Genomic DNA, 16259 nt, shown 5'->3' with positions numbered 1-16259 from the left:
CAAGCGAGACCCCGGGTCAAGCCCCGGGGTGACGATGACAGATAGACGGCTTCGGGTCGAAACCTGCCTTACAGCAAAAAGTCGCCAACCACCGTCGTGACGCAGGTGCCCGTCAGCTCGACCATGTCGCCGTCGAGGCGGCAGCCGACATGGCCCCCACGCGCGCTCGCTTGATAGGCGGCGAAATGGTCGCGGCCGAGGCGCGTCGTCCAATAGGGCGTCAGCACGCTGTGTGCCGATCCCGTCACCGGATCCTCCGGAATGCCCGCGCCAGGTGCAAAGGCGCGGCTGACGACGTCGGCGTCCGACACATCGCCGCCGCCCGGCGCGGTCGCGATATAGAGGATGTCGCCCTTGCTCAGCGCCGCAAGATCGGGGGTCAGCGCGCGAACCTCTTCGGCGCTGTGATAGACGATCAGCGCATAGCCGCCGTCATGCCACAGCGTTTCGACCACATTGCCGCCCATCGTGCGCACGATGTCGGGCATCGGTTTCGCCTCCGGGCGATAGGCGGGCAGTTTCATCCGGTAACCCCCGTCGTCGCCGTTGCGCGCGACGGTCAGGCGGCCGGCCTTGCGCGTGCGAAAATGCATGTCGTTCCGCCACTGCGCCGCCGACAAGAGGACGTGCCCGCTCGCGAGCGTCGCATGGCCGCACAGGGCGACTTCGATTGTCGGGGTGAACCAGCGCAGTTCATAATCGGCTTCGTTGCTCTCGTCGGGAACGAGGAAGGCGGTTTCGGCGAGGTTGTTCTCGGCCGCGATGGCCTGCAGCGTCGCATCGTCTAGCCATTCCTCGAGCGGCATGACCGCAGCGGGATTGCCGGTAAAGGGACGGTCGGCAAAGGCGTCGACCTGCGTGATCGGAAGGCGGCGTGCAGCGCTCATGGATACAGCAATCCTTTCGTCCAGCCCTCTCCGGCGCGCCGGAACTGCGTGCGCTCGTGCAGGCGGTGTGCGCGATCCTGCCAGAACTCGATAGCCGAAGGATTAACGCGCCAGCCCGACCAGCGCGGCGGACGCGGCACGTCCTGCCCCTCGAACCGCGCCTGCATTTCTTCGAAGCGCGCCTCGAACGTCTCGCGGCTATCCAGCGGTCGCGACTGGTCGCTCGCCCACGCGCCAAGCTGGCTGTCGCGGCTGCGCGTTGCGAAATAAGCGTCGGCGATCGCGTCGTCGACGGGCGTCACCGCACCTTCGATACGAATCTGCCGGCGCAGCGATTTCCAGTGAAAGAGCAGCGCGACATGCTGGTTCGCCGCCAGCTCGCCGCCCTTGCGGCTGTCGAGATTGGTGTAAAATATGAAGCCGTCGGGACCATGCCCCTTCAGCAAGACCATGCGAAGCGACGGATGTCCGTCGGGCGTCGTCGTCGCGAGTGCCATCGCATTGGCGTCATTGGGTTCGCTGGCGCGCGCTTCGGAGAACCAGCTATCGAACAGGGCAAAGGGATCGTCGCTCATCCGCGCGGTCATAATGCGAGCAGTTGGCGGTGAGCAAGCAATAAGCCCTCCGCCGCAGGGGAGGGCTTTGCTTGCGCGGAACTTGACCTGCAGCGGCACATTACCACATCGACGTGCAATCGGGCTTCACGCCCAGTCACTTATCGGGCTACAGGAGCAAAATGGCCGATCCCTATTCCACCCTGGGCGTTGCGAAGAGTGCAAGCGAAGCGGAAATCAAATCCGCGTACCGCAAGCTCGCCAAGGAATTGCACCCCGACAAGAACAAGGACAACCCAAAGGCGTCGGAGAAATTCTCAGACGTGACCAAGGCGTATGACCTGCTGTCGGACAAGACGAAGCGCGCGCAATATGACCGCGGCGAAATCGATGGCGAGGGCAATCCCGCGATGCCCTATGGTTATGGCGGTGGCGGCGGTTTCCGCGGCGATCAGCGTACGGGTCCGGGCGGTTTCAGCGGTTTCGGCAACGAGAGCGCCGATTTCGGCGATATTTTCGAGGGTCTGTTCGGTGGTCGCGGCGGCGGCGGCGGCGGGCCGTTCGGTGGTTTCGGCGGACGCAGCGCACCGCCGCAAAAGGGCGCCAACGTCGCCTATCGCCTGTCGGTGTCGTTCGTCGATGCCGCGACGCAGGCGCCGCAACGCATCGCGCTTTCCGACGGCGCGACGATCGACCTGAAATTGCCTGCTGGGGTCGAGACCGGCACCCAGATGCGCCTTGCCGGCAAGGGGCAGCCAGGACCCGGCGGCACCGGCGACGGTATCGTGACGATCACGGTCAAGGATCATCCCTTTTACGTGCGCGAGGGCGCCAACATCCGCCTCGACCTGCCGGTCAAGCTGAACGAGGCGGTCAAGGGCGCGAAGATCAAGGTGCCGACCGTCGACGGCCCGGTGATGCTGTCGATCCCGGCCGGTTCCTCGTCGGGCAAGGTGATGCGCCTCAAGGGCAAGGGCTTCAGCCAGAAGAGCGGCGGCCGCGGCGACCAGCTCGTCCGGCTGATGGTGGATTTGCCCGCCGACGACGAGGCGCTGGTCAAGCTGCTCAGCGAATGGAACGATCCGCGCGACGTGCGTGCGGAGCTGGGTGTGTGATGCGTGGCTGACGCCGGCGAGAAAAAGATCGTCGCCGCGCTTGAGCGCGAGGTCGCCGAAGAGGTCGGCAAGGAATTTCTGGCCGAGGGCCATTCGCCGCACTCGCCCGAGGCGCGGGCCGAACGCGCCAAACGCGTCAAGCTGCGCGCGCGCGCCGAAGGGCTGATCCATCGCGGGCGTGAGCAATTGGCGCCCGGTACCCGCGCGTACCGGATCGTGCGCCGCGTCGTCGTCGGCACCTACACCGACGGCTTCATCCATGCGGGCAATCTTGCTTATCTTGCGCTGATCGCGCTCTTCCCCTTCTTCATCCTGCTCGCCGCCGCGCTGTCGATCTTCGGCGGCAGCGTCGGGGGCGAGGCGGCCATCGAGGCGGTTTTCTCGACGATGCCGCCCACTGTCGCAAAGGCGCTTTCGGGACCCATCCGTGAAGTCATGACGGCACGTACCGGCATCTTCCTGTGGCTTGGTGCGCTCGTCGCACTATGGACCGTCGGCAGCCTGATCGAAACGGTGCGCGATATCCTCCGCCGCGCCTATGGCACGCATTTCAGCAAGGGTTTCTTTCACTACCGGCTGCTGTCGATCGGCATCATTACCGGCGCGGTCGTCCTGATGCTGCTATCCTTCAGCATGCAGGTGCTGATCGTCGGCGTCGAACAGTTCGTGACCCGTGTGCTGCCCGAGCGATATCAATCCTTCGGCATCGTGCTGATCTCGCGCGGGGTATCGGGCTTTGGCCTGTTCCTCGCAATCTATATGCTCTTTTACAGCCTTACGCCGTCGAAATACCGGCGGCGGCAATTCCCGAAATGGCCGGGCGCGCTGTTCACGACGCTTTGGTGGGTCGGCGTCACGCTCGCTCTGCCGCCGTTGCTTGCCAGCCTCCTCAGCTATGACGCAACCTACGGCAGCCTCGCGGGTGTGATGGTCGCGCTCTTCTTTTTCTATCTCGTCGGATTGGGTATGGTGATGGGCGCCGAACTCAACGCCGCGCTCGTCGAGGTTGAGGATTTGGGCCACGACGCTATTGGGCGCGTCGACGATGTGATTATTGAAAAGACCGGAGACAAAAAATGACGGGTCTGATGACTGGCAAGCGCGGGCTGATTATGGGCCTCGCGAACGACAAGTCGCTGGCATGGGGTATCGCCAAGGCGCTGCACGGCGCGGGTGCCGAACTCGCGATTTCGTACCAGGGCGACGTGATGCTGAAGCGGGTGAAGCCGCTCGCCGACGAACTCGGCTGCGATTTCCTGATCGATTGCGACGTGTCCGATATGGACAATCTCGATGCGGCGTTCGCGACGCTCTCGTCGCGTTGGCCGACGATCGACTTCGTCGTTCACGCGATCGGCTATACCAACAAGGAAGCGCTGCGCGGCCATTATGCCGACGTCACGCTCGACGACTTTCTGATGACGATGAACATAAGCGTCTACAGCTTCACCGCAGTCGCACAGCGCGCCTCGGCGATGATGACGCCTTATGATCCAGAGACGGGCAATGGCGGCGGCTCGCTGCTGACGCTCAGCTACTATGGCGCCGAAAAGGTGATCCCACACTACAACGTCATGGGCGTGGCGAAGTCGGCGCTGGAAACCAGCGTCAAATATCTCGCCAATGATTACGGCCCGCAGGGCGTGCGCGTGAACGCGATTTCAGCCGGGCCGATCAAGACGCTCGCTGCATCGGGCATCGGCGATTTCCGCCTGATCCTGAAATGGAACGAGCATAACGCCCCGCTGCGCCGCAACGTCACCATCGACGATGTCGGCGGATCGGCGCTCTATCTGCTCAGCGATCTCTCCTCGGGCGTTACCGGCGAAACGCATCATGTCGATGCGGGTTATCACACCGTCGGGATGAAACAGGAAGACGCGCCGGACATCTCGCTTGTCTGACGAAATCGGCATCCGCGCCGCGACGGCGACGGATGCCGAGGCTGTCGACACGATTATCCGGGCCGCGTTTGCGGGAACGGACTTCGGCCATCAGGGCGAAGCCGAACTCGTACGCATGATCGAGGCGGACGGCGATGCGCTCGTCTCGCTCGTTGCTGAACGGGGTGGCGCGATCGTCGGGCATATGTTGTTCAGCCGGATGGAGGTCGAGGCCGATGGCGCCGCGCTAGTAGGTGCCGGTCTTGCGCCGGTATCGGTTGTGCCAGGATTGCAAGGGCAGGGTATCGGCGCCGCGCTGATCCGCGCCGGGCTTGAGAAACTCCGCGAACAAGGCGTGGGCATAAGCTTCGTGCTCGGTCACGAAAGCTATTACCCGCGTTTCGGCTATTCGCCGGGCCTCGCCGCGCGCTTCGCATCGCCCTTTGCCGGACCGCATTTCATGGCGATGATGCTGGACTCGGGCGCGGCTTGGCCGCTAGGCGGACGGGCCGAATATGCACCCGCATTCGGCCGGATGGGATAGGGCAATGAGTTTCAACAGCTTCGGACGCGTTCTTCGCTTCACGACATGGGGGGAAAGCCACGGCCCAGCGCTCGGCGCCGTCGTCGACGGATGTCCGCCGCGCCTGTCGCTGTCCGAAGCCGACATACAACCCTTTCTCGACAAACGCCGCCCCGGGCAGTCGCGCCATACGACGCAGCGGCAGGAACCCGATCAGGTCCGCATCCTCTCGGGAACCTTCGAGGGCAAGACGACGGGCACGCCGATCAGCCTGATGATCGAGAATGTCGACCAGCGGTCGAAGGATTATGGCGACATCGCGCAGGCCTATCGCCCCGGTCACGCCGATTACGCCTATGACGCCAAATATGGCATCCGCGATTATCGCGGCGGCGGCCGATCGAGCGCGCGCGAAACTGCGGCGCGCGTTGCTGCTGGCGGTGTCGCGCGGCTCGTGATCCCCGAAGTGCAGATCCATGCTTGGGTCGCCGAAATCGGCGGTGATGCGATCGATCCCGCGAATTTCGATCTCGAGGAAATCGACCGCAATCCCTTTTTCTGTCCCGACCCCGCCGCCGCGCAGCGCTGGGAAGGGCTGATGGACGCCGCGCGCAAGTCGGGCAGTTCTCTGGGCGCGGTGATCGAATGCGCGGCGAGCGGCGTTCCTGCCGGTTGGGGCGCGCCCATCTATGCCAAACTCGACAGCGATCTTGCCGCCGCGATGATGGGGATCAATGCCGTGAAGGGCGTCGAGATCGGCGCGGGCTTCCAAGCAGCACGCCTTCGCGGCGAGGAAAATGCCGATCCGATGCGCCCCGCGACCGACGGCAGCAACCGTCCCGATTTCCTGTCGAACAACGCCGGCGGTATCGCTGGCGGCATTTCGACCGGCCAGCCCGTTGTCGTGCGCGTCGCGTTTAAACCGACCAGTTCGATCCTGACCCCCGTGCCGACGGTGAACAAGGCGGGCGAAGCGACCGACATCGTCACCAAGGGCCGTCACGACCCGTGCGTCGGCATCCGCGGCGCGCCGGTTGTCGAGGCGATGATGGCGCTTGTCCTCGCCGATCATAAATTGCTGCACAGGGCCCAAAACGGCTGATGACCTAGTGGAGTTCGTCGCCGCATTTATCGCGGAGCAAAAGGCGGTTATCGGCCTGTTCGTGCTCGCGGGCATGTTCGCGGCTTTCGTCTGGGAACGCTTCTCGCCGTCGGTCGTCGCGGTTGCCGGTGCGGGTATGATGCTCGCGCTGGGTCTGCTCGATGAAAAGGGTGCTTACGGCGTCTTTTCCAACAGCGCTCCGCTCACCGTCGGGGCGATGTTCATCCTCTCGGGCGCGCTGATCCGTACCGGGGTGATCGACAAGGTCGGCAACTATGTCGTCGACCGCGCGAAGCGAAACCCGCGCCTCGCGGTGATCGAGGTGTTCGGCGGCGGCCTGCTCGTGTCGGGCTTCATCAACAGCACACCCTTCGTCGTCGTCATGATGCCCGTCTGCTTCCGGCTCGCCGAGGCGCTTGGCGTGTCGCCCAAGAAATTGCTGATGCCGCTGTCGGTGATTGCGGTGCTCGGGGGCTGCCTGACGCTGATCGGCACCTCGACCAATCTCGTCGTTGCCGGGATCGCCGAACAGGCAGGGCTCGGCCATTTCGGACTGTTCAGCATTACGCCTTATGGCCTTGCGGTCGCGGCGGCAGGCGTCGTTGGACTCCTGATCATGGCGCGCTTCCTACCGTCGGACTATCCGCGCATCGCCGAAAAGGCGAACGGGGCGGAACAGCTTTATCTGACCGAACTCGGCCTTGGCGAAGATGATCCGGCCATCGATATGTCGCTCGACGCCGCCAGCCTCGGCATTGCGCCGTCGCAGATCGTCGGGGTGCTTGCCGGCGGGCGCCTGATCACGGGGGCGGATGCACAGAATCACCGGCTCGCGCCCGGTAACCGAATCGTCGCCCGGCTCGATGGCGCTGCGCTGATGACGATTCGCAGCGAGAAGCGCTTTGCGATCGGCATCGGAGAGAACCCGGATGCCGAATCGACCGTCGTCGAGGTGACGGTTTCGCCAAGCCACCGCTCGATCGACCGGCCGCTTGCCGAAATCCCCTTCCTCCAGCGCCAGCGGGTCCGCATCCTCGGCGTAACTCGCTTTCGCCATCTTCCGGGGCCGACTTTGTCGGAAAACCGCATCCGCGCCGCCGACCGCCTGCTGATCGACGCCGACGACGCGAACATCGCGCAGCTGCGCGACAATCCCAATCTGATCGGCCTCGCAATGGCGTCGGTCACCGCCTTCCGCCGCCGCCGGGCATGGATCGCGATCCTCGTGATGGCAAGCGCGGTGCTGTTGTCGGCAACGGGCGTCATGTCGATCGGCATCGCCGCCTTCATCGGCGTGGGGATCGTGCTGCTGACGCGCTGCATCGATGCGTCCGAAGCGTGGGGCAGTATCGACGGCGACGTATTGATCCTGATCTTCGCGATGCTCGCGGTTGGGGCTGCGCTCGAACAGGCGGGCTCGGTTGCGCTGATGGTCGGCGCGCTCGAACCGGTGCTGACCGACGCGCCGCAATGGGCAGTGATCGCGATCGTCTATTTCTCGGCATTGTTGCTGTCCGAATTGCTCAGCAACAATGCCGTCGCGGCGCTGATGGGGCCGCTTGTCATTGGCATTGCCGAAGCGACGGGAGTCGCGCCGCAGCCGCTGCTGATCGCGCTGATGCTCGGTGCCTCGGCCTGTTTTGCGACACCGGTCGGTTACCAGACAAACACGCTCGTCTATGCCGCGGGCGATTATCGCTTCATGGATTTCGTGCGCATCGGCGTGCCGCTCAATATACTCACGGGTGTCGCCGGCTGCGCCGCGCTTGCCTTCTGGACACCCTGACCGAGCGATAGGCCCGGCAGCGATTGCCCGCGGCGCGTCACCCTGTTACCCCGCTCGCATAACGATCCGTCCCTGGGGCGGAACAGGGAGTAATTTATGGGCCATCGCCTGACTTTGTACATTCTTATCGGGATGATCCTCGGCGTCATCACCGGCTATCTGGTGCGGGTATATGTGCCCGCCGACAGCGAAGCCTTTGCCTATTGGCTGCGCAGCTTCAGCACGCTGTCGACGATCTTCCTCAACCTGATCAAGCTCGTCGTTGCGCCGCTGATTCTCGGCACGCTTGTCGCGGGAATCGCGCATATGGGCGACAGCTCGGCGCTCGGCCGCATTGGGACGCGCGCAATCGCATGGTTCATCCTCGCCAGCCTGATCTCGATCAGCCTGGGCCTGATCATGGTCAATTTCTTTGAGCCGGGTGCGGGGCTCAACCTCACCGTCGGTGCGCATTCGATTGCAGAGGTTGGCGAGGTCAAAAAGCTCGACCTGTTTGAATTCATCGAACATGTTTTCCCGAAGAATATCTTCCAGGCGATGGCGGACAACAATGTCCTCCAGATTCTTGTTTTCGCGCTGTTTGCGGGCGTTGGCCTGACGGCGATCGGCGAAAAAGGGAAGCCGCTGGTTCGCGGCGCCGAGGCGCTCGCCGAATTGATGCTCCAAATTACCGGCTATGTGATGCGCCTCGCGCCGATCGCGGTATTCGGTGCGCTAGCCGGCGTTGTCGCGAAATATGGCCTCGGCATCCTCGGTACTTATGCCGAACTCGTCACCGAATTCTACCTCTCGCTCGTCGTGCTGTGGGTCATCCTGCTCGGTGCGGGCGCGATCTTCCTTGGCCGCCGGATATTCTCGCTGATCCGCTATATTCGCCAGCCGCTGCTGATCGCTTTCTCGACCGCGTCGTCGGAGGCTGCGATGCCCAAGCTATTCGAACAGCTCGACCGCTTCGGCGTGCCGCGCCGCATTTCGGGCTTCGTGCTGCCGCTGGGTTACAGCTTCAACCTCGACGGTTCGATGATGTATGCGAGCTTCGCGACGCTCTTCATCGCGCAAGCCTATGGTATCGAGCTGTCGATCACGCAGCAGATTCTGATCCTGCTGACGCTGATGGTGTCGTCGAAGGGGATCGCAGCGGTGCCGCGCGCCAGCCTCGTCGTCATCACCGCGACGCTTGCGATGTTCGATCTGCCGGTCGAGGGCGTTGCGCTGATTTTCGCAATCGACCAGTTCCTCGACATGGGGCGCACCGCGACCAACGTCGTCGGCAACGCCGTGGCAACAAGTGTGATCACCAAGTGGGAAGGCATGCTCGAAGAGCCCGAACCCGCCGACCTCGAGCGGCCGCATGCGCCATCGCACACACCGCACCATGGAACCCGTGGGCTCGATCTTCGTGATGACATAGCAGAGGGTGAAAACAAGCCAGCGGCCGATAACGCGTAACGCGCGAGCTTCGGGCCGCCCAACCGGGGGCGAGCAAGGAGCTGAGCCATGGCCGAAGCAGCGGCGATCGACGGGGTGCACCGTGACGAAGCGCGTGCGAGACGGCTGCGCTGGCGGATGCTGGTCGGGTTTCTCGCGGGCCTCATTATAGGGCTTGGCGTTCACTATGGCGCGCCGGATGCGGCGTGGGTCGAAACCGTCACAACCTATGTGACGGGACCGATCGGGCAGATATTCCTGCGCCTGCTTTTCATGCTTGTGATCCCGCTGCTCGTATCGGCGCTGATCGTCGGCGTCGCCGAAATGGGCGAGATGCGGGCGCTGAAATCGGTCGGTTTGCGCACGCTCGCCTATACGGTCGTCGTCTCGGCAATTTCGGTCGTCATCAGCCTTGCCGTCGTCAATTTGCTCCAGCCGGGCGCGGGGGTCGATCCCGCGCTCGCGCGTTCGCTGATGGCCGAGGGGGCGGCGGGCGCGCAGGCGATCGCCGACCGCGCGGGCGAGGCGAAGACCGGGATGGATGCGGTCGTCGCGATCGTCCCCGACAATCTCTTCGCCGCGATGGGCGAGAATGACGTGCTTGCGGTCATGTTCTTCGCGCTTTTCTTCGGCATCGGGTTGATGCTCGTGCGTACCCCGCGGACCGAGACGCTGAAGACTGCGATCGAGGGCGTGTTCGAGGTGGTGATGAAGCTCATCGGCATCGTCATCCAGCTCGCGCCGATCGCCGTCTTCTGCTTCATGTTCAACCTTGCGGCGCAGTTCGGCTGGGACCTGATCATCCGCCTGTCGGCCTTTGTCGGCGTCGCGCTGCTTGCGCTCGCGCTTCAGATGTTCGTCGTCTTTCCGCTGCTGCTCAAGACCCTTGCGGGCAAATCGCCCGTCGCCTTCTTCCGCGAAACGCAGGAGGCGTCCGTCATGGCATTCGCGACCGCCTCGTCGAACGCGACGCTTCCGACCGCACTCCGCGTCGCGCACGACCGCCTCCGCCTGCCCGACAAAGTCGCACGCTTCGTGCTCACCATCGGCGCGACCGCGAACCAGAACGGCACCGCGATGTTCGAGGGTGTCACGGTGATTTTCCTCGCCCAATTCTTTGGCATCGACCTGACGCTCGACCAGCAGTTGGTCGTGATGCTGGTTTGCATTTTGGGCGGCATTGGGACGGCTGGCGTGCCGGCGGGATCGCTCCCCGTGATTGCGCTGATCCTCGCGTCGGTCGGGGTGCCGCCGGAAGGGATTGGGCTGATCCTCGGCGTCGACCGTTTCCTCGACATGTGCCGCACGACGCTTAACGTTGTCGGCGACCTTGTCGCCGCGACGGTCGTTTCGGCGGGCGTGAAAGATCCGCCGCCCGCCGGTCAAGCTTCCTAATTATCGCGGACGCGGCCTTCACGATTGGGCTCCGGCGCCTGGCGTGCCGGGCGTGGTGCCTCGCGCACAACGGGAGCAGGTCGCGCTGCGGGCGGCGGACTCGCGACCGGAGCCGGGCGCGGCCGCCCGGCGCCCGCGCCGCGGTCGGGGCGGCCGCCATTGCCATCGCCGCGGTTCCAGCCGCCGGGGCGGCCCTCCCCGCGATCGGGACGACCGGGATTGCCCGCGGCAGGCGGCGTAGCGGGACTTCCGGGGCCACGGCCGGGCCGTGTGCCACGCGGGCCGTCGGGATTGCCATCACCGCGGCCCCATCCTCCGGGTCGGCCGGGGCGACCGTCGCCGCGGTCGGGGCGTCCGGGATTGCCGGCGGTAGGCGGCGTCCCAGGATTGGCGGGGCCGCGCCCGGGGCGCGTACCGCGCGGGCCGTCATTGTCGTGATCGCCGCGATTCCACCCACCCGGGCGTCCCGGCCGACCGTCGCCCGGTCGCCCGTCGTTGTCGCCGCGGTTCCAGCCGCCGGGGCGGCCCGGCTTCCAATCGCCACGTCCGCCATGATGTTTCCACCAAGCGCGGCGCCCGCCCCAATAATTCAGATATTGGCCGCGCAGCGGATAGCGGTTGCGGTAATTGTCGAACATCCACATCCCATAACCGGGATAATAATAATCGTCGTACCAGCCGCCGCCGAAGCCGATCTGGGCGAAGCCGCCGCCATAGTCCGACGCGTCGTAGCAGTCGTAACCATAGCCATCGTCATAGGCATAGCCGTCGCTATCATAATAGGCGTTACCATAGCGCGCGGCGCAATCGCCGCCCGAGGCATAGCTCGAACCATAGACGTCGCCATAATAGCAGCCGCCGAGCATCGTAGTCGCCAGTGCGCCGAACGCGATGGAGATGGGGCGCTTCAAACTCTTCGCCATGGGCTTGTCCTTTTGGGTCCAACGGTTGCGACCCGTCCACTTGTTGCATGAATTGTACGAGTCGAGTTGAATTTGCGGTGAATGCCGTCAAGTGTTCGGCAACGCCTTACTTGCATCGATGTCAGTAGTTGGTTACGCCTTGTATCGGAACATGATGACGAGGATCGACCGATGAACGCGCCGACGAATATCCAGCCCGCGAACACCCAATGGTCCGAAAAGCGTTTCGGTCCCGATACGCAGCATTGGCTGCCGCGCAACTCGGGCTCGACGCTCGACCATATCCCCGGCGAAGACGGTTTGCCCGTGCTCGGCACCACGCTCGACCAATTGCGCGACTATCCAGGCTTTGCGAACCGGATGGTCGCGAAATATGGCCGCGTCTATCGAAGCAACAGCTTTGGCGGGCGCAGCGTCGCGCTCCACGGTCCCGAGGCGAACGAACTTGTGATGTTCGACCGCGAGAAGATCTTCTCGTCCGAACAGGGCTGGGGACCGGTACTCAACCTGCTCTTCCCGCGCGGTCTGATGTTGATGGATTTTGAAAAGCATCGCGCCGACCGCAAGATATTGTCGGTCGCGTTCAAACCCGAACCGATGCGCCACTATGCCGATTCGCTGAACGAAGGGATTCGCGACCGTGTCGGCCAGTGGAGCGGCAAGACGTTCAAATTCTATCCGGCGATCAAGGAACTGACCCTCGATCTCGCTGCGACCAGCTTTCTCGGTATCCCGTGGGGACCGGAGGCGGACAAGGTCAACAAGGCCTTCGTCGACATGGTGCAGGCGTCGATCGGCGTCGTCCGCGTGCCCTTGCCCTTCACCGCGATGGGCCGCGGCGCAAAGGGGCGCGCCTTTCTGGTGGAATATTTCGGCAAGATGGTCCCCGAACGGCGCGAGGGCACGGGCGAGGATATGTTCAGTCAGATTTGTCGGACGCGCGACGACAATGGCGAATATATGTCGGTCGAGGCGATCGTCGACCATATGAACTTTCTGATGATGGCCGCGCACGACACGATCACCAGCTCGATCACGACGCTCGTCTGGGAACTCGCGCGCAATCCGGAATGGCAGGACAAGCTGCGCGAGGAAATGCTGAGCGTCGCGCCGGCGGGCGAGGGCGTCGGGCATAACAGCCTTGGTCAGCTCGAAATGACCGAATGGGCGTTCAAGGAAGCGCTGCGGCTCGTCCCCCCGGTCCCGAGCTTCCCGCGCCGAGCGCTCAGGGATTTCGAATATGGCGGCTACCGCATCCCCGCGGGCACCTCGGTCGGCGTCAGCCCTGCCTATACGCATATGATGGAGGAGCATTGGCCCGAGCCGGCAAAGTTCGACCCGATGCGCTTTTCGCCTGAGGTCGCGCGTGAGCGGCACAAATATGCGTGGGTGCCCTTCGGCGGCGGCGCGCATATGTGCCTTGGCCTTCACTTCGCCTATATGCAGGCGAAAATCTTCTTCCACCATGTCATCACAACGCACCGCATCATCGTGGCGGACGGCTATGCGCCCGAATGGCAGGTGCTTCCGATCCCGCGGCCGAAGGACGGGCTGACCGTGAGTTTCGTTCCGCTGTGATCTGAGGGCGAAACGACCGGCGCTCCGCCGCAAACGGAGGGGGCCTCTGGCCGATGCCGATGGCTGCCGGAGCGTGAAAATTGCGCTGTTGATAGCGTTCCCATGCGGCTATGCTGCCATTGACTGGGTCGCGTTGAAACCGAGCGGCCTCGGCGTGGGGAGGGCAAATTGGCGTCACATATGGTCGATGAACTGATCCGCGCCGTCAGCGACGTTATCGGCGCGCACGGGCCCGCGGTGAACGCCGCGCAAAGCTACGCGCCCAGCGATTACAGCATCCATTTCTTCCTGCAAATCGCGGTGATCCTGCTCGTGTGCCGCGTCGTCGGCTGGCTCGCGCACCGCTTCATGGGCCAACCGCAGGTGGTCGGCGAGATGATCGCCGGCGTCGTGCTCGGCCCGTCGCTCTTCGGGCTATTCTTTCCCGAATTTCAGGCAGCGCTGTTCCCGAAAGAGACGCGCAATATTCTATACGTCGGAGCGCAGTTCGGCGTCGGGCTCTACATGTTTCTGGTCGGAACGACGCTGCGCCTCGATCATTTCCGGTCGAAGGCGAAGAGCGCGGTCGGCGTGTCCGTGGCGGGCATCGTCGCGCCCTTCCTGTTTGCTGCGGCGATTACTCCCTTCCTGCTCGACATCCCCGGCCTTTTTACCCAGGGGCTGGGCCAAGGCAGCGCGACTTTGTTCATGGGCGCGTGCATCGCACTCACCGCCTTCCCGATGCTCGCGCGCATCATCAACGAACGCGGCCTTGCGAACACCTCGCTAGGCACGTTGACCCTGACTGCCGGCGCTTTCGACGATGCCGTGTCGTGGTGCGTGCTGGCAATCGTGCTTGCGACCTTCGGCGCCGGCGCGGGCGTCGCGCTGCTTGCGATTGTCGGCGGGGTGGGCTTCGCGCTTTTCATGTTCTTCGTCGGCCGCAAACTTCTGATCCCGCTCGGCCGCGCTGTCGAGGCGAAGGGCGAGTTGACGGATGGGTGGCTGGCGGTGGTGTTGATGGCCTATGCGATGGCGGCGTTTTTCATGGACGCGGTCGGCATACACGCGGTGTTCGGCGGATTCCTGCTCGGCGCATGCATGCCGCGCGGGCTGTTGACCGAAGAGATCAAGAAGAAGATCGAGCCGATGACGGTCGTTTTTCTGCTGCCGATGTTCTTCACTTATTCGGGCCTCAACACACAATTGACCACGGTGAACAGCCTGTCGCTGCTGGCGATCGCAGCGGGCATATTGTTCGTCTCAATCGCGGCGAAATTCGGAGCCTGCTGGCTTGCGGCACGCCTTGCGGGGGAAGATAATCGGACGGCGATGGGCATCGGCGCATTGATGAACGCGCGTGGGCTGATGGAATTGATCATCATCAACATCGGCCTGCAAAAGGGAATCATCGGCCCGACCTTGTTCGCGATCATGGTCCTGATGGCGATCGTCACCACTGTGATGGCGGGACCGTTGTTCGAACTGCTCTATGGCCGCAAGGCGCGCGAGCAGGGGGAACTCGGTGCGCTGGGCACCGAAGGGCCCGATGACGCCCGCGCCAAAGAACGGCTGGCCACCGAACCCGCCTGAATCGGCACAAGCGCCGTCATCGAGCGGGACGGCGCTTTCAACGAGCGGAAAATTATGCTGTGCGGGACGAGTGAAGACTCTGCGCCCCTATCTGATCTGGTTCGGCGCCGCGGTCCTTGTGACCATCGGTGCGATCCTTGGCATGCAGTGGGTGCGAGCGCATCCCGAGCATGTTCCGGGGACACGCTTCGAACTCGCGCATCCATGGGGCTGGGCCACGCACCGAAAGCTGGAGACGCTCGCCAGCGACGACACCGCCTGTTTCGCTGCGTTCGACCGTGCGGGGGCGGGCTATCTCAGGCGCCCCGCGATCGGCACTGGCATGTGTCGCGCGAGCCAGCGAATGATCCTGACCAGCAACAAATTCGCGCCGACGATGCGCCCCGCGAATGTCGCGCCCGGCTGCGCGGTCACGGCGGCTCTCATTCTCTGGAATCGCGACGTCATTCAGCCGCTCGCCGAAAAATATTTTGGGCAAAAGGTCGTCGAACTCGAAAATCTTGGCAGCTATAATTGCCGCAAGATCGCGGGCGAGCAGGCGCAGAGCCAGCATTCGACCGCCAACGCGATCGACATTTCGGCCTTCGTCCTTGCCGACGGCACGCGCATCTCGCTGATCAACGACTGGGCGCCCGGCGACAAGCGCAGCGAGTTCCTCCACGAAGTCCGCGACGAAAGCTGCGGCCTGTTCAGCACGATATTGTCGCCCGATTATAATCGGGCGCACGCCGACCATTTCCATCTCGACATGGCGGCGCGGACGGCGGGCTGGACCGTCTGCCGCTAACGCCCGATACGCGGGATGAGCATTCCGACGCGCCTGCGATAGCCGACATAGGCCTCGCCGAAGATGTCGATCAGATCGCGTTCCTCGTAACGGATCGCGATCAGCATATAGATCGACACGCCGACCGCGAGCAGCAGATGCCCGACCGTCATCACCGGCGTCGCCCAAAAAGCGATGAAGAAGCCCGAATAGAGCGGATGGCGGACGAACCTGTAGAAGAAAGGTTGGCGAAGTACCGGCGGCGCTGCCGCACGCTCGCGGAGCGCGAACCAGGCCTGTTGCAGTCCGAACAGTTCGAAATGATTGATCAGGAAGGTGCTCGTCAGCACGATCAGCCAGCCACTAGCGAACAGCAACCAGAGGATCGCGGCGCCCGCACCATGGGTCACGGTCCACACCGGCGCGGTTAGCTGATGCCAGAAGGCCATCAGCACGATCAGCGCCGCGCTGGCGAACAGCACATAGGTGCTGCGCTCGATCGGCACGGGGACGATGCGCGTCCAGCCCGCCTTGAACCCCGGCCGCGCCATCACGCTGTGCTGGATGCCGAACAACGCGATCAGCGCCGTATCGATCAGCGCGGCTTTACCGGGCGATGCCACGCGCGCGAAGTCGACCGTCACCGGCACAAGCGAAAGATTGCCGACGAAGGCGATCAGGTACAAAAAGGTCGCGAAAAAGATCGCATAAGCCACTGCGGCATAAAGCAAATAGAGCGCACGCATC

General features: G+C 63.7%; 15 protein-coding genes. 11 read left to right on the top strand and 4 right to left on the bottom strand.

Annotation, left to right across the window (positions count from 1 at the left end; all coding sequences use genetic code 11):
• Positions 1-68: 68 nt before the first annotated feature.
• Both SC1_RS13995 and pdxH read right to left on the bottom strand, forming a co-directional pair.
• Complete coding sequence (locus SC1_RS13995; protein WP_062182815.1) at positions 69-887, bottom strand: PhzF family phenazine biosynthesis protein; 819 nt, start codon at positions 885-887, stop codon at positions 69-71.
• Positions 884-1462 (bottom strand): pyridoxamine 5'-phosphate oxidase, encoded by a 579-nt coding sequence (gene pdxH / locus SC1_RS13990; RefSeq protein ID WP_062184215.1) that lies wholly within the window; start codon positions 1460-1462, stop codon positions 884-886. The genes SC1_RS13995 and pdxH overlap by 4 nt, the downstream gene beginning before the upstream one ends.
• 161 nt (positions 1463-1623) lie before the next feature.
• Here pdxH and SC1_RS13985 point away from each other — a divergent pair, with 161 nt between their 5' ends.
• The 8 genes from SC1_RS13985 (at position 1624) to SC1_RS13950 (ending at position 10673) form a co-directional block, all read left to right on the top strand.
• Positions 1624-2556: a DnaJ C-terminal domain-containing protein gene (locus SC1_RS13985; RefSeq protein WP_062182812.1), complete on the top strand. Its 933-nt coding sequence runs from the start codon at positions 1624-1626 to the stop codon at positions 2554-2556.
• 3 nt (positions 2557-2559) lie between these two features.
• The gene (locus SC1_RS13980; protein ID WP_083435849.1) at positions 2560-3636 is read left to right on the top strand and encodes a YihY/virulence factor BrkB family protein; all 1077 of its coding nucleotides are present in this window, start codon (positions 2560-2562) and stop codon (positions 3634-3636) included.
• Positions 3633-4460: an enoyl-ACP reductase FabI gene (gene fabI / locus SC1_RS13975; RefSeq protein WP_062182809.1), complete on the top strand. Its 828-nt coding sequence runs from the start codon at positions 3633-3635 to the stop codon at positions 4458-4460. The genes SC1_RS13980 and fabI overlap by 4 nt, the downstream gene beginning before the upstream one ends.
• Positions 4453-4983, top strand: coding sequence for a GNAT family N-acetyltransferase (locus tag SC1_RS13970; RefSeq protein WP_062182806.1), 531 nt, complete (start codon positions 4453-4455; stop codon positions 4981-4983). The genes fabI and SC1_RS13970 overlap by 8 nt, the downstream gene beginning before the upstream one ends.
• A 4-nt stretch (positions 4984-4987) precedes the next feature.
• Positions 4988-6064, top strand: coding sequence for a chorismate synthase (gene aroC, locus SC1_RS13965; protein ID WP_062182803.1), 1077 nt, complete (start codon positions 4988-4990; stop codon positions 6062-6064).
• A gap of 7 nt (positions 6065-6071) precedes the next feature.
• On the top strand, positions 6072-7850 hold the full coding sequence (locus SC1_RS13960; protein ID WP_062182800.1) for an SLC13 family permease: 1779 nt from the start codon (positions 6072-6074) through the stop codon (positions 7848-7850).
• Between the two features lie 96 nt (positions 7851-7946).
• A complete protein-coding gene (locus SC1_RS13955; protein WP_062182797.1) occupies positions 7947-9299 on the top strand; it encodes a dicarboxylate/amino acid:cation symporter in 1353 nt (450 codons plus the stop codon).
• A gap of 48 nt (positions 9300-9347) precedes the next feature.
• Positions 9348-10673: a dicarboxylate/amino acid:cation symporter gene (locus tag SC1_RS13950; protein WP_062182794.1), complete on the top strand. Its 1326-nt coding sequence runs from the start codon at positions 9348-9350 to the stop codon at positions 10671-10673.
• On the opposite strand, the gene SC1_RS13945 is transcribed toward SC1_RS13950, so the two are convergent.
• Positions 10670-11596, bottom strand: coding sequence for a hypothetical protein (locus tag SC1_RS13945; protein WP_062182791.1), 927 nt, complete (start codon positions 11594-11596; stop codon positions 10670-10672). The genes SC1_RS13950 and SC1_RS13945 overlap by 4 nt on opposite strands.
• Positions 11597-11767: 171 nt before the next feature.
• Here SC1_RS13945 and SC1_RS13940 point away from each other — a divergent pair, with 171 nt between their 5' ends.
• From SC1_RS13940 to SC1_RS13930, 3 genes are all read left to right on the top strand, one after another.
• Positions 11768-13174, top strand: a complete 1407-nt coding sequence (locus tag SC1_RS13940) for a cytochrome P450 (protein WP_083435848.1) — start codon at positions 11768-11770, stop codon at positions 13172-13174.
• A gap of 180 nt (positions 13175-13354) precedes the next feature.
• Positions 13355-14746: a cation:proton antiporter gene (locus tag SC1_RS13935; RefSeq protein ID WP_062182789.1), complete on the top strand. Its 1392-nt coding sequence runs from the start codon at positions 13355-13357 to the stop codon at positions 14744-14746.
• 70 nt (positions 14747-14816) lie between these two features.
• Complete coding sequence (locus tag SC1_RS13930) at positions 14817-15533, top strand: extensin family protein (protein WP_062182786.1); 717 nt, start codon at positions 14817-14819, stop codon at positions 15531-15533.
• Here the strand turns inward: SC1_RS13930 and mddA are convergent.
• Positions 15530-16258, bottom strand: coding sequence for a methanethiol S-methyltransferase (gene mddA / locus SC1_RS13925; RefSeq protein WP_202966799.1), 729 nt, complete (start codon positions 16256-16258; stop codon positions 15530-15532). The genes SC1_RS13930 and mddA overlap by 4 nt on opposite strands.
• Position 16259: the final 1 nt, after the last annotated feature.

Source organism: Sphingopyxis sp. C-1, from assembly GCF_001047015.1.
Classification (GTDB): domain Bacteria; phylum Pseudomonadota; class Alphaproteobacteria; order Sphingomonadales; family Sphingomonadaceae; genus Sphingopyxis.
The sequence above is the reverse complement of the archived record's forward strand: the minus strand, read 5'-3'. Positions and strand labels throughout refer to the sequence as shown.